We start from the raw sequence: 13,612 nt of genomic DNA, 5'->3' as shown, positions 1-13,612 counted from the left end.
ATCAGTTCCTTTAAAACAGTCAGTGTCCAGCGATCAAAAAATTAATTTTTAGTAAATGTGCGCATCTGCACCTGAAAACCATTACGCAGCCCCAGGTATACGCGTTGTCCGAAATGTAGATCAGCCTCGTTGGCCCAGGCGTCGAGGTCTTCTTCAGTAAATCCCAGCCACAGATCACCGCAAGAGTCGCGGACCCAATCCTGATCATGATGGCTGAGGTCAATCAATAACAACGTGCCGCCTCTGTTCAAAAGACTGGCGCAGTCTTTAAAGGTCTCCTGGGGCGACGGAATGTGGTGGAGTACCATGTTGTAAATAATCAGGTCGAAACGCTGAGGGCGTGTCAGTGCAATCTGTGTGTCGCCGTGGATGAAAGTGACATCACTGCGCCCACTGCGCTGCGACAGCATGTTGCGTGCCCTGTTGAGCATTTCCAGAGAGTTGTCGAGCGCTGTAAGGTTCGCAAATCGAGCGGCCAGCTCGCTGAGCAGCGGGCTTTCGCCAGGCCCCACTTCCATTACAGCTGCGTTCTTCGACAATTTAAGGCCGTCAAGCAGGTCACCAAGTGTCTCACGGTAATGCGCGTATTCGGCGACCAGCTCCTGCTTTTCCAGAAACCGCTCTGCATGGCGTTCGAAAAACAGGAGGGACTGTTCGGATCGCTCGTGATGAATCTGGCTGATGCCGTCCTTCAGGGTCTGTCGCAGGCTTAGCTGATCCAGAGCCGCGAATGCCGCTCTTTTGGCATCGTACGCGGGGTCATCCACCAGCAGCAGAGCTCGCCGGTAAAAGATGCTGTTGCCCTCGCGGCGCGTTGAAACCAGCGCGGCCTGGGCCAGGATTTTCAGATGATGGCTCAGTGCCGACTGCCGCACGTCGAGGATACGGCTCAGTTCCAGAACGCCGAATGATTCAGTGCGCAGCAGGCGCAGAATATCCAGACGCAACGGATCTGCCAGTGCTTTGAACAGGCGCGCGAGTGCCTCGGCGTCTCCGATCTCGGCATTGGTGCTATCTGCATGTACTGGTTGAAGTTTGGCACTCATAGGCGGCGGACTATACCAGCTTTTAGACCTATATCAAAATATTTTGATAGAGAGTTGCTGCTGAAAACCGGCGTGAATCCGCAGCACCCCCGTATTTGTCTGGAAAATATAGCCAATCTGCGGGAAAATACGCGCTTTGATACGCCCCTCAACAGGAGTCCCGCTCGTATGTCGAACCGACAGACCTCACGCAGAGATCGCGCCAATGCCATCCGCGCCCTCAGTATGGATGCCGTCCAGAAAGCCAATTCCGGGCATCCCGGAGCCCCGATGGGTATGGCAGATATCGCGGAAGTCCTCTGGAACGACTATTTGTCATTTAACCCGCGCAATCCGCAATGGCTAAATCGCGACCGATTTGTATTGTCCAACGGTCACGGCTCGATGCTGATCTACTCACTGCTGCACCTGAGTGGTTTTGATCTGCCAATGTCGGAGTTGCAGAATTTCCGTCAGTTGCATTCCAAGACGCCGGGCCACCCTGAATACGGTTATACACCCGGTGTCGAAACAACGACCGGCCCGCTGGGCCAGGGGCTGGCCAATGCCGTAGGCATGGCGATTGCCGAGAAAACACTGGCCGCCCAATTCAACCGCCCTGAGCACGACATCATCGACCACTACACCTATGTTTTTGCTGGCGATGGCTGTCTTATGGAGGGTATCTCTCACGAAGTGTGCTCGCTGGCCGGCACGCTGGGCCTGGGCAAGCTGATTGCTTTCTATGATGACAATGGCATTTCTATCGACGGTGACGTTGACGGCTGGTTCACCGACGACACCACCAAACGCTTCGAATCCTACGGCTGGCAGGTGCTGGCGATTGACGGACATGACGCCGAACAGATCATAAAGGCGATTGAAGAGGCACGCGCCGATACACAGCGACCGACACTGATTCGTTGCAAGACAGTCATCGGCTTTGGTTCACCGGCAAAAGCTGGCACTGCCGGTGTGCACGGAGCCCCGCTGGGCCCTGACGAGGTCGCTGCCACGCGCAAGGCACTGGGTTGGGAGTACCCGCCCTTTGAGGTGCCTCAGGCCATCCTTCAGGATTGGGACTGCCGTGAAAAGGGCTTCCAGGCTGAGACGCGCTGGAAAGAAAAACTGGTTCGTTATGAGGAGGCCTACCCTGATCTGGCAATGGAGCTGGTGCGTCGCCTTAAAGGACAACTGCCCGGGCACTTCGAGGAGCAGGCGCGCGAATTGGTTCAGCAGTGCCAGCAAAAAGGTGAAGGCCTGGCGACACGCAAGGCATCCCAAAACATGATCGCTGCGTTCAGCGAAATACTGCCCGAACTGCTTGGCGGTTCCGCAGACCTGGCAGGCTCCAACCTGACCATGTGGAAAGGCAGTGTACCGATCAGCGAACAAAACGATGGCAACTACATCTATTACGGTGTGCGTGAATTCGGCATGAGCGCCATCATGAACGGTATTGCATTACATGGCGGGTTCATTCCCTTCGGTGGCACCTTCCTGATCTTCATGGAATATGCGCGCAATGCCGTGCGCATGGGCGCCCTGATGAAGCAGCACGTCATCAACGTCTATACACATGACTCAATCGGTCAGGGCGAAGACGGTCCGACTCACCAGCCCATCGAACAGCTGACCAACCTGCGTACAACACCGAACATGTCGGTATGGCGCCCCAGTGACGCAGTAGAGACGGCGGTTGCCTGGACCCGTGCGCTGCAGCGAAATGATGGCCCGACATCTCTGGTGTTGTCCCGTCAGGGTCTGCCTCATCAGGAACGCAGCGCTGAGCAGGTTGATCTGATCTCTCGTGGCGCCTATGTGCTGGAAGACTGTGACGGCAGTCCGGAACTGATCGTGATCGCCACCGGCTCGGAAGTATCGGTAGCACGCGATGCTGTAAAAGAGCTGCAGGCATCTGGCGTGAAGGCACGCCTGGTATCGATGCCTTCGGCAGACGTATTCGACCAGCAGGATGCGGCTTACCGTGAACAGGTGCTGCCGAACGCAGTTCGCAAACGCCTGGCCGTCGAAGCCGGCGCTGTAGAGTACTGGTCCAGATACGTCGGCCTTGATGGCGAGGTGATAGGCATGACCACGTTTGGTGAATCGGCGCCGGGCGGTGTACTAATGAAGGAATTTGGATTTACAGCAGAGAATATCGTCAGCCGCGCACAAAAACTGTTGGCATGAAGGATCCGGGCGCACTATGACCAAGCCGTATCGACTGGCAATTAATGGTTATGGCCGCATAGGCCGTTGTGTGCTGCGTGCCATGTATGAACGTAACGATCTGCCCGAAATGCAGATCGTTGCGGTAAATGACCTGACGGATGCACGGACGCTGACGCACCTGACACGCTACGACAGTACTCACGGCCGATTTGTGGGTGACGTGGAACTTGTAGCGAACGACACCATGAATATAAATGGTCAGAGCATCAAGGTCCTCTCGCATCCCGAGATCGGCACACTGCCCTGGCGCGAGCTTGACGTTGATCTGGTGCTGGAGTGCAGTGGCTGTTTCAGTGACAGAGCGACTGCCGCCCAGCACCTGCAGCAGGGTGCCGGCAGGCTGCTGTTTTCACAGCCAGCGCAAAGTGATGTTGATGCTACTGTCATTTACGGGATCAATCACGAGCAGCTGACGTCCGAGCACCGGATCATATCGGCGGCTTCCTGTACGACCAACTGTGTGGTACCGGTGATTCAGTGTCTCGACGAGGCTTTCGGTGTTGAATACGGTGTAATAACAACCATTCATTCTGCAATGAATGATCAGCCGGTCATCGATGCCTACCATCACCAGGACCTGCGCAAAACACGCAGCGCGGTGCAGTCAATCATTCCGGTTGATACAGAGATCGCCAAGGGTATCGGCCGAATTCTGCCGCATCTGGATGGTCGCTTCTCGGCGCAGGCCATGCGTGTGCCAACCGTTAATGTATCAGCCATTGATCTGACCGTTACCGTTTCGCGTCATGCCAGCATGCAACAGGTCAATGATGCCATTCGCAGCGCGTCGGGCCGTTCATTGCCCAATGTGTTGGCCTGCACGGACGAGCCACTGGCATCCTGTGATTTTAATCATGACCCAAGATCGGCTATTGTGGATCTGAGTCAGACACGGGTGAGCGGCGAACATCTGATAAAAGTGCTTGCCTGGTTTGACAACGAATGGGCCTATGCCAATCGCATGCTTGATGTTGCCAACCTGATCAGGCTGCAGTCGCAGTGAAAAAAGCGATTGGATCCAATTGAACAAAGGAGCAGGATTTAAATGACATCATCAGCAAAAACCATTACACGGATGCACGAGCTGGACCTTGCCGGTAAACGCATACTGATCCGTGAAGATCTGAATGTTCCAGTCAAAAATGGTGTTGTGGGCAATGACACGCGTATCGTCGCGGCACTGCCAACTATTCGCCAGGCGCTGGATGCTGGCGCCAGGGTGATTGTGATGTCCCATCTGGGCCGCCCGGAAGAAGGAAAGCCCATTTCAGAACAAACTGAGTCTTCTATGGCGCCAGTAGCAGAGCACATGCAGAAGCTGCTGGGTGTGCCAGTGCGGCTGGTACAGGATTACCTGCAAAGTCCTTCTAGTGCGACACCAGATCAGGGTGAAGTTGTTCTTCTGGAAAATGTTCGGATCAATGTTGGCGAAGGTAAAAATAGCGACGATCTGGCCCAGGCCTATGCTGGCCTGTGCGATATTTTTGTCATGGATGCGTTTGGCACAGCGCACCGCGCGCAGGCAAGTACTCACGGCGTGGCACGTTTTGCCGGCAAGGCCTGTGCGGGCCCATTGCTCTCGGCCGAGTTGGACGCGCTCGACAAGGCCCTGAAGAGTCCGGAACGTCCCATGCTGGCCATTGTTGGTGGCGCCAAAGTGTCCAGCAAATTGCAGGTTCTCGAGAGCCTGGCGGAAAAAACAGATCAGCTGATCGTAGGTGGCGGTATCGCCAATACCTTCCTGTTGGCAGCAGGCTATCCAGTAGGCAAATCACTGGTGGAAACCGATCTGGTAGATACCGCTAAAGCCCTGATGCAAAAAACATCGATCCCTCTGCCGGTCGACGTGGTAGTAGCAAAATCATTCTCTGCGGATGCCGAGGGAACCATCAAGTCCGTCAGCGATGTTGCTGATGACGACATGATTCTGGACATCGGTCCGCAGACTGCACAGAAATTGGCATCTATCATTGGTGAGATGAAAACCATTATATGGAATGGTCCGGTTGGTGTGTTTGAGTTCGACACATTTGCCAATGGCACCAAGGCAATTGCCGAGGCCGTGGCGTCCAGCAAGGGATTCTCTATTGCTGGTGGTGGCGAGACCATTCAGGCCATCGACAAGTTCGGCATTACGGATCAGGTATCTTACATTTCCACCGGTGGTGGTGCATTCCTTGAGTTCGTTCAGGGTGATGTGCTGCCGGCGGTTGCTGTTCTGGAACACTAATTTACTAAAAACTTTTCAAGAGGAAGTTACTATGGCACTTATCAGTTTGCGGCAGTTGCTGGATCACGCTGCCGAACATGGTTACGGCGTACCCGCATTCAACGTCAATAATCTGGAACAGGTTCGCGCCATTATGGAGGCAGCGAACGAAGTCCACAGCCCGGTCATTCTGCAGGCTTCGGCCGGTGCGCGAAAATATGCCGGTTCCAACTTCCTGCGTCACCTTATTCTGGCTGCCATCGAAGAGTTCCCTCATATCCCGATTGTCATGCACCAGGACCATGGTGTGTCACCCGCGGTGTGTCAGCGCTCCATCCAGCTTGGGTTCTCCTCAGTCATGATGGACGGCTCCCTGGGAACCGATGGCAAGACGCCAACTGACTATGACTACAACGTAAAAGTGACACGTACCGTAGTTGAAATGGCACATGCCTGTGGCGTGTCCGTAGAAGGCGAAATTGGCTGCCTGGGTTCGCTGGAAACGGGTATGGCAGGTGAAGAAGACGGCATCGGTGCGGAAGGCAAGCTGACCCACGATCAGATGCTGACTGACCCTGAAGAGGCTGCGCAATTCGTCAGCGACACAGGCGTGGATGCTCTGGCGATTGCTGTTGGCACCAGTCATGGTGCTTACAAATTCACACGTCCACCGACTGGCGACATCCTGGCCATTGAGCGTATCAAACAAATTCACGCCCGTATTCCCAACACACACCTGGTCATGCACGGCTCGTCATCGGTTCCACAGGAGTGGCTGGCCGTGATCAACGAATTTGGCGGTGAGATCCCGGAAACTTACGGTGTGCCGGTCGAAGAAATTCAGGAAGGCATCAAGCACGGTGTACGCAAGGTCAATATCGACACGGACCTGCGTCTGGCATCTACTGGTGCGGTGCGCAAGTTCCTGGCTGAGAACAAATCTGAGTTCGATCCACGTAAATTCCTGACACCGACTGTGAAAGCGATGAAGGGGATCGTAAAGGCGCGTCTGGAGGCGTTCGGGACGGCGGGTCAGATTGATCGGATTGGGAAGGTGTACAGTCTGGAGGAGATGGCTGGTAAGTACGGGCTCTGAGCCTTAGCGCTTCCGGCACCGGATCAGCGGGAAAGTCCTCGTCAAGTTTTCCTCGCTCCTTTTCCCGCTACTCCGATGCCTCGATTGAGCTGTGTCACGCGACGCCTCTAATGGATGGTGTCACGCGGCTCCCGCGCCATCATGCCAGCTAGGTGTAGAGGGCGTAGAGGCGGCCTATGGCGTCCTGGGCGATCAGGAAGCCGGCTATGCCGAGTGTCCAGCCGAGGGCGGATTCGGCGTTACGGCTGATCCACTGATCGACCTTGATCAGCGTGCTCTGGATCTGATCGTGGAGGGCCTGACGCAGTAACAGCAGGACAATCGCCGGCAGTATCATGATCAGGCAGTAGATGGGCATCAGTATCAAAAGCTGGAAACGGCTCAGGTCGGCGGCTGTCATCATGGCGATGGCGCCCAGGTAGGGAAGCATTGTTGCGACCTCTGCCAGTGCCGCCAGCAATGCCAGGCTAATTAATACCCGGGTAGATGTGGAGGCCTGGTGTGTTCGCTGTTTCCAGCGTTCAACCCGTTCTGCAGCACCGGGTTTGCTGCTGTCAAAGCGGAAACTGATCCAGAACAGCCCAGCGCCTACCAGCAGCTGCAAACCAGACAGGGCGGCATCGAGAATGCCGGGTTGCGTTTGCGCGTCTGAGCCGGTCTGTGACGGTTCTGCGGCGAGCAGCCAGTCGGCACCCAGTGCCAGCGTCAGTCCGACAACCAGGTAAAAGCCCCCAATCGTCAGCAGATAAAGGAGCAATCGTGAGCCATCAATCTGACGATGGTCCAGTAGCAGCCAGATTGGAATTAACAGGGTACCGATGCTGGTGCTGTCGATCAGCGCCAGTCCTGCCAACACGACAATCAGTTCGATGCTCAACGCCTGTGCTCCTGTGTGGATAGCGTCGAATTTCCTGGGTTGAACGGCTAGTCTGGTCGCGAGTACCAGACTGGCGGTTCTGATTTATGCCGGATGGATTACCACAGTACGCGGCAGCGAATCGTGCCGGTGATGCCTACGAGTTTGTCCATGGCGATCTCGCTGTGTTCGCGATCGATATCCATCACCACATAACCAATCTTGTCATTGGTCTGCAGATACTGCGAACGGATGTTGATGCCCGCAGCGGAAAACACCGAGTTGATCTGGGAAAGAACACCTGGCACGTTTTCATGAATATGCAACAGTCTGTGCATGTCCGGATGCGACGGCAGGGCCACTTCCGGGAAGTTGACTGAGGTCTGGGTCGAACCGTTGTCGCTGTAGCGAATCAGTTTCTCAGAAACTTCCAGGCCGATGTTCTCCTGTGCTTCCATGGTGCTGCCGCCAATATGTGGGGTCAGAATGCAGTTGTCGAACTTGCGCAGCGGCGATACAAACTCTTCTTCGTTTGAGCGAGGCTCTACCGGGAATACATCAATGGCGGCGCCAGCCAGATGGCCAGATTCCAGAGCGTCATGCAGTGCGTCGATATCTACAACGGTGCCACGTGAGGCGTTGATCAGGATGCTGCCCTTTTTCATCCAGCTGAGCTGCTCGGCACCAATCATGTTGGCTGTCTGTGCGGTTTCAGGAACGTGAAGGCTGATGACGTCGCAGGTTTCCATCAGCTCTTTGAGGCTGCTTACCTGAACGGCATTGCCCAGCGGGAGCTTGGTAATGATGTCATACAGGTAGACTTTCATGCCCATTGATTCGGCAAGCACGCTTAGTTGTGAGCCGATGTTGCCATAACCAATCAGCCCAAGTTTTTTGCCGCGCGTTTCATAAGAGCCGGTCGCCACTTTCTGCCAGTCGCCACGGTGGGCCAATGCGTTCTTCTCAGGAATGCCACGCAGCAGAAGAATAGTTTGGCCAATGACGAGTTCGGCAACACTTCGGGTATTGGAATAAGGTGCATTGAATACTGGTACGCCCTTGATCAGTGCTGCTGTCAGGTCGACCTGGTTGGTGCCGATGCAGAAACAGCCAACCGCCTGAAGCTTGGACGCCGCTTCGAACACACGAGCGGTGAGCTGGGTGCGCGAGCGAATACCAATAAAGTGCACGTCTTTAACTTTCTCGACCAGATCATCTTCCGACAATGAGGTTTTCAGATACTCAATGTTGGTGTAGCCGGCCTCGTGCAGGGTTTTGACAGCACTTTGGTGGACCCCTTCCAGCAGCAGGAAGCGGATTTTACTTTTGTCCAGTGAGGTTGGTTTCATAACAATGCGGTTTCTCGTCTGTGGGAGGCGCCAGTTTCAGGCGCGCTATGTTACCATAAACGCCCTCGGTAACATAAACGCTCTCTTCAGATCGAAACTTCCTGACAAGGTAACTTTAGCAATGAGCTTGATGCAGCAGACTCTCGCCGCCTCACTGGCAGAAATCGTGGGCCCGGACCGGGTAAAGATTGATAATGAATCGCTTCAGCTTTACGGCAGAGACTGGACCAAGGCTTATGAACCCGCGCCAGCAGCCATCGTTTTTCCTGGTTCCATAGATGAAGTACAGGCGCTGGTCCGACTCGCCAACAAGCAGAAGTTTGCCATCGTTCCCTCCGGCGGACGCACCGGACTGAGTGGCGGCGCAGTCGCCACCAATGGTGAAGTCGTGGTTGCTTTCGATCGTATGAACAAGATCCTGGATTTCAGTCCGGTCGACAGACAGGTCGTCTGTCAGCCCGGCGTGATCACAGAACAGTTGCAACAGTTTGCTGAAGAGAATGGCCTGTTTTATCCAGTGGACTTTGCGTCATCCGGTTCCAGTCAGATTGGTGGCAATGTCGGTACCAACGCCGGTGGTATCAAGGTCATTCGCTATGGGCTGACGCGCGACTGGGTGATGGGCATGAAAGTGGTCACCGGAACAGGTGAATTACTGGAGCTTAATCACGGGCTGGTCAAAAATGCGACCGGCTACGATCTGCGTCATCTGTTTATTGGCTCGGAAGGCACCCTGGGTCTGATCGTTGAATTGACGATGGCGCTGGCCACCCCGCCCTGTGATCCGACCGTACTGGTGCTCGCGGTAGAAGAAATGGAAGATGCCATGCATGTGCTGCAGGCATTCCGTGCCAAAGTTGACATTACGGCGTTCGAGTTTTTCTCCGAAAAGGCGTTGAAGCATGTCATGGCCGAGAAAGGTCTGCCGCGTCCGTTCGAAACCGAAGGTAACTTCTATGCGTTGATTGAGTTTGAGAACACCAGCGAGGCTGTCATGGATACCGCCATGAGTGTATTTGAACACTGCATGGAGCAGGGCTGGGTGCTCGATGGCACGATGAGTCAGAATACCGGCCAGGCTGCCAATCTGTGGCGTCTGCGCGAGGACATCTCGGAAACAATATCGCGATTTACGCCATATAAAAACGACATCTCCGTGCAGGTGTCCAAAGTGCCGTCATTTCTCAAGGATGTCGATGCAATTGTAAACTCACGATACCCTGATTTTGAGATTATCTGGTTCGGTCACATTGGTGACGGTAATGTTCACCTGAACATTCTCAAGCCTGAGGATCTGGATAAGACGGCTTTTTTCCAGCAGTGTGGCGATGTCAGTCACAGTATTTTTGAGACGGTAAAAAAGTACGGTGGCAGCGTGTCGGCCGAACACGGCGTGGGCCTGCTCAAGAAGCCTTATCTGCAGTACAGCCGCAGTGAGGGCGAGGTGGGATTCATGAAAGGCATCAAGAAACTGTTTGACCCGGCTAACATCATGAATCCGGGCAAGATATTCGACTAGAGACGAGTATTGAGAGCAATTTCACAGTTTTCGCCCTTTTTCGCTCTAAACTGTATTCCCAGCGACAAAATTAGGCGGTACACTGCTTTGAGGAGTCGGTGTTGACTCCAGCAGTTGCCACAGTTGTCAACTGTGTTAATAAATAATGGGAAGTGTCTGAATCCGCTTCAGCCGAGTCCCTTGGAAATAGCAAGAGAGCAATATGTCACAGCAAGTAGAAGGTACCGTTAAGTGGTTCAATGATGAAAAAGGCTTCGGCTTCATTGAACAGGAAGGTGGGAAGGACGTATTCGTCCATTTTAGTGCCATTAACGGTACTGGAAGAAGAACGCTGCATGAAGGCCAGAAAGTCACTATGGAAGTGACTCAAGGTCAGAAAGGCCCCCAGGCGGAGAACGTCACTCCTCTGTAATACAAAGAACGCAGGGCGTCAAAACCCTGCGTTTTTTTATTCCCGGCATCGCGTCGGGGCGGCCCTACCAGGACAACTACCAAGGCTTTTAATTGGCGGTTAAGGTTCTGAGGCCCTCTTTTGTGCCCAGAATCAGCTTGTCTGCGGGTCGCACAGCAAACAGACCATTGGTTACCACACCGGTGATCTGGTTGAGCTGTTCCTCAAGTTTCCTCGGTTCCATGATATCCATATGATGGATATCGATGATGATATTGCCGTTGTCTGTCACGAAACCTTCCCGATAGACCGGATCCCCGCCCAGTTTGACGATCTGGCGACCGACATGACTGCGCGCCATGGGGATGACTTCTACCGGCAATGGAAACGTACCAAGCACATCCACCAGTTTGCTGCCGTCAGCAATACAGACAAACTCTTTGGCGACAGCGGCGATAATTTTCTCTCGAGTCAAAGCGCCGCCGCCGCCCTTGATCAGGTGAAGATATTTGTTAGCCTCGTCGGCACCATCAACATAGATAGTGACCTCTGGCGCGGCGTTCAGGTCCATCACTTCAATGTTATGGGCCTTTAATCGGCGCGCTGTTTCTTCAGAGCTGGCAACCGTGGCGCGAATGTCGTCGCCGAATTCCGCCAGGTAATCGATAAAGTAATTGGCTGTAGAACCGGTTCCAACACCAATTACAGTGTGGTCGTCCAGTCGCTGTTTCACGTAATCGGCGGCCGCCTTGGCCACCGCTTTCTTTAATTCGTTTTGATCCATAGGGCGGCGCTCTTTTGGAGTTTTGTGTGATGAAGGATATGATTGCGGGCAATCATAGCGCTCGCACTCCCATTTTCCAAATTCATGACGGCAGTGGGTGACCTGACTGGGCAGGTCGCGCGGCAATGATTCGAACTTCCCCAGGTAGGACACTAGCATGGAAAAATACGTTAAAGACATCCTCTCCGCGCGCGTTTACGACGTCGCCATAGAAAGCCCGGTGCATGAAGCAGCGTCTTTGTCCAAACGACTGCAGAACCGCATCATGCTAAAACGAGAGGACATGCAACCCGTATTCAGCTTCAAGTTGCGCGGTGCCTTCAACCGGATGTCACAATTGAGCGAGGAGGCTGCGGCACGCGGTGTAATCGCTGCCAGCGCCGGTAACCACGCTCAGGGGATTGCACTGGCTGGCGCTTCGCTGGGCATTAAAACCATCATTGTCATGCCAGTGACCACACCTGCCATCAAAATTAACGCCGTGCGCAGCCGCGGTGGCGACGTGCTGCTGCACGGTGATACCTACAACGATGCCGCCGACTACGCCATGAAACTGGTGCAGAAGCATGGTTATACCTTTGTTCACGCCTTTGACGACAAGGCCGTCATTGCTGGTCAGGGTACCGTCGGTGTGGAAATCCTGCGGCAGCACAGCGGTCCGCTGGACGCCGTGTTTGTCCCTGTCGGTGGCGGCGGACTGATGGCAGGCATGGCTGCCTATATCAAATACATTCGGCCGGATATCCGCATGATAGCGGTTGAAGCAGAGGACTCTGCCTGTCTGAAGGCCGCCATGGCCGCAGGCCGTCGTGTCAAACTCTCGCAGGTTGGCCTGTTTGCAGATGGTGTGGCCGTGAATCAGGTCGGCAAGAACACATTTGGCATTCTGCGCCAGTGTGTTGATGAAGTTATCACGGTCAATACCGACGAGATCTGTGCGGCCATCAAGGACATCTTTGATGATACGCGCACCGTCACTGAGCCTGCAGGGGCTTTGGGTATCGCCGGCATCAAAAAGTATGTGCAGCAGCATCAGGTAAACGGGCAGACCCTGATGGCTGTCGTGACGGGCGCTAATGTTAATTTCGATCGTCTGCGGCATATCGCTGAGCGCGCAGAGCTGGGTGAGTCGCGCGAAGCCGTGCTGGCTGTCACCATCGATGAACGGCCCGGCAGTTTTAGAGAGTTCTCGAAAATTCTGGGGCGACGCAATATCACCGAGTTCAACTATCGTTACGGTGACTCTCATGCGGCACAGATTTTTGTCGGTGTTGAAGTCGCCGACGGCGAATCGGGCCGCCAGGCACTGCTTAAGGAGTTGTCAGAACGTGGACTTAAGGCCCATGACATGACCACCAACGAAGCCGCCAAAGTTCATATCCGCCACATGGTCGGCGGGCGCAGCCATCAGGTAGCCAACGAGCGCGTTATTCGCTTTGAATTTCCTGAGCGGCCCGGAGCGCTGATGAAGTTCCTCGATTTGCTCGGCGGGCGCTGGAACATCTCCATGTTCCACTACAGGAACCACGGAGCTGCCTACGGCCGGGTGATGGCGGGAATTCAGGTACCGCCTTCCGATGACAAAGCCTTTCTGCAATTTCTGCGGGAGATCAATTACCCCTGGCAGGACGAAACGCAGAATATTGCCTATCGCATGTTCCTGGGCAGCCCCTGACAGCTGAGTGCCCCGAATTTATACCTGTTCGGCAGGCATTGCGCCGTTGCCTGGATCGGCTGACGCAGATGCTGCGCCAGCCGGCTGAAGGCTGTTAACCCAGGTAAGAGCAGCAGTAGTCGGTCACACTCAATACTTTGATGTCAAAGGCTGAATTGGCAGGTACTTCAAAGCTGTCGCCAGCCCCTACTTTGCGCCACAGATCTTCGCCTGGCAGCAGCACTTCAACTTCGCCCGCCTGAATCTCCATGATTTCTTTTTTCTCAGTGCCGAAGCGGTAGTCGCCCGGCATCATGATGCCCAGAGTCTTAATATCGCCATTGGCGAATTCAACAATGCGGCTGGTCACATTGCCGTCGAAGTAGATATTGGCGGCCTTGACCACAGTTACATTCTCAAATTTGCTCATCATTAATGTTCCATTGATGTTGGGAAAACGGCTGTTAAGCCAGTAAAAGTGCTTATCGATCAGT

The 13,612-nt window shown here is 54.4% G+C and carries 12 protein-coding genes; 7 read left to right on the top strand and 5 right to left on the bottom strand.

From position 1 onward, the window contains the following. Positions 1 to 41: 41 nt before the first annotated feature. Complete coding sequence (locus LVD14_RS02595) at positions 42 to 1,046, bottom strand: ArsR/SmtB family transcription factor (RefSeq protein WP_237132471.1); 1,005 nt, start codon at positions 1,044 to 1,046, stop codon at positions 42 to 44. A 168-nt stretch (positions 1,047 to 1,214) separates the two neighbouring features. Between LVD14_RS02595 and tkt the strand changes: the two genes are divergently transcribed. Genes tkt through fba form a run of 4 tightly spaced genes read left to right on the top strand, consistent with a single transcriptional unit; the run spans position 1,215 to position 6,565 of the window. Beyond that, complete coding sequence (gene tkt, locus LVD14_RS02590; RefSeq protein WP_237132470.1) at positions 1,215 to 3,218, top strand: transketolase; 2,004 nt, start codon at positions 1,215 to 1,217, stop codon at positions 3,216 to 3,218. 16 nt (positions 3,219 to 3,234) lie between these two features. Further along, positions 3,235 to 4,263 carry a type I glyceraldehyde-3-phosphate dehydrogenase gene (gene gap, locus LVD14_RS02585; RefSeq protein WP_237132469.1) on the top strand — a complete coding sequence of 343 codons (1,029 nt, stop codon included), beginning with the start codon at positions 3,235 to 3,237 and terminating at the stop codon, positions 4,261 to 4,263. Positions 4,264 to 4,305: 42 nt separating this feature from the next. After that, entirely contained in the window at positions 4,306 to 5,490 is a 1,185-nt protein-coding gene (locus tag LVD14_RS02580; RefSeq protein ID WP_237132468.1) for a phosphoglycerate kinase, read from the top strand. Between the two features lie 31 nt (positions 5,491 to 5,521). Continuing rightward, the gene (fba, locus tag LVD14_RS02575; RefSeq protein WP_237132467.1) at positions 5,522 to 6,565 is read left to right on the top strand and encodes a class II fructose-bisphosphate aldolase; all 1,044 of its coding nucleotides are present in this window, start codon (positions 5,522 to 5,524) and stop codon (positions 6,563 to 6,565) included. Between the two features lie 148 nt (positions 6,566 to 6,713). Here fba and LVD14_RS02570 read toward each other — a convergent pair whose 3' ends face one another. After that, positions 6,714 to 7,442 carry a GAP family protein gene (locus LVD14_RS02570; RefSeq protein WP_237132466.1) on the bottom strand — a complete coding sequence of 243 codons (729 nt, stop codon included), beginning with the start codon at positions 7,440 to 7,442 and terminating at the stop codon, positions 6,714 to 6,716. Positions 7,443 to 7,540: 98 nt separating this feature from the next. Further along, entirely contained in the window at positions 7,541 to 8,770 is a 1,230-nt protein-coding gene (serA, locus tag LVD14_RS02565) for a phosphoglycerate dehydrogenase (RefSeq protein WP_237132465.1), read from the bottom strand. Between the two features lie 127 nt (positions 8,771 to 8,897). Between serA and LVD14_RS02560 the strand changes: the two genes are divergently transcribed. Continuing rightward, complete coding sequence (locus LVD14_RS02560) at positions 8,898 to 10,289, top strand: FAD-binding oxidoreductase (RefSeq protein WP_411268263.1); 1,392 nt, start codon at positions 8,898 to 8,900, stop codon at positions 10,287 to 10,289. A gap of 202 nt (positions 10,290 to 10,491) precedes the next feature. Further along, complete coding sequence (locus LVD14_RS02555) at positions 10,492 to 10,701, top strand: cold-shock protein (RefSeq protein ID WP_237132464.1); 210 nt, start codon at positions 10,492 to 10,494, stop codon at positions 10,699 to 10,701. Between the two features lie 88 nt (positions 10,702 to 10,789). Here the strand turns inward: LVD14_RS02555 and rpiA are convergent, their stop codons facing one another. Beyond that, on the bottom strand, positions 10,790 to 11,464 hold the full coding sequence (rpiA, locus tag LVD14_RS02550; protein ID WP_237132463.1) for a ribose-5-phosphate isomerase RpiA: 675 nt from the start codon (positions 11,462 to 11,464) through the stop codon (positions 10,790 to 10,792). Positions 11,465 to 11,621: 157 nt separating this feature from the next. On the opposite strand from rpiA, the gene ilvA reads away from it, so the two are divergent. Beyond that, entirely contained in the window at positions 11,622 to 13,139 is a 1,518-nt protein-coding gene (gene ilvA / locus LVD14_RS02545) for a threonine ammonia-lyase, biosynthetic (protein WP_237132462.1), read from the top strand. Between the two features lie 94 nt (positions 13,140 to 13,233). Here the strand turns inward: ilvA and LVD14_RS02540 are convergent, their stop codons facing one another. Further along, positions 13,234 to 13,551 (bottom strand): pyrimidine/purine nucleoside phosphorylase, encoded by a 318-nt coding sequence (locus LVD14_RS02540; protein WP_317622178.1) that lies wholly within the window; start codon positions 13,549 to 13,551, stop codon positions 13,234 to 13,236. Positions 13,552 to 13,612 lie beyond the last annotated feature (61 nt).

Source organism: Pseudohongiella sp. O18 (assembly GCF_021729085.1).
GTDB lineage: Bacteria > Pseudomonadota > Gammaproteobacteria > Pseudomonadales > Pseudohongiellaceae > Pseudohongiella.
Note: the sequence above shows the minus strand (reverse complement) of the source record. Positions and strands in the feature narration are given on the sequence as shown.

What these genes read in the sequence shown, in the direction of transcription:
- LVD14_RS02595 (WP_237132471.1), bottom strand. Translation starts at nt 1,046, where the DNA reads ATGAGTGCCAAACTTCAACCAGTACATGCAGATAGCACCAATGCCGAG.
- tkt (WP_237132470.1), top strand. Translation starts at nt 1,215, where the DNA reads ATGTCGAACCGACAGACCTCACGCAGAGATCGCGCCAATGCCATCCGC.
- gap (WP_237132469.1), top strand. Translation starts at nt 3,235, where the DNA reads ATGACCAAGCCGTATCGACTGGCAATTAATGGTTATGGCCGCATAGGC.
- LVD14_RS02580 (WP_237132468.1), top strand. Translation starts at nt 4,306, where the DNA reads ATGACATCATCAGCAAAAACCATTACACGGATGCACGAGCTGGACCTT.
- fba (WP_237132467.1), top strand. Translation starts at nt 5,522, where the DNA reads ATGGCACTTATCAGTTTGCGGCAGTTGCTGGATCACGCTGCCGAACAT.
- serA (WP_237132465.1), bottom strand. Translation starts at nt 8,770, where the DNA reads ATGAAACCAACCTCACTGGACAAAAGTAAAATCCGCTTCCTGCTGCTG.
- LVD14_RS02555 (WP_237132464.1), top strand. Translation starts at nt 10,492, where the DNA reads ATGTCACAGCAAGTAGAAGGTACCGTTAAGTGGTTCAATGATGAAAAA.
- rpiA (WP_237132463.1), bottom strand. Translation starts at nt 11,464, where the DNA reads ATGGATCAAAACGAATTAAAGAAAGCGGTGGCCAAGGCGGCCGCCGAT.
- ilvA (WP_237132462.1), top strand. Translation starts at nt 11,622, where the DNA reads ATGGAAAAATACGTTAAAGACATCCTCTCCGCGCGCGTTTACGACGTC.
- LVD14_RS02540 (WP_317622178.1), bottom strand. Translation starts at nt 13,551, where the DNA reads ATGATGAGCAAATTTGAGAATGTAACTGTGGTCAAGGCCGCCAATATC.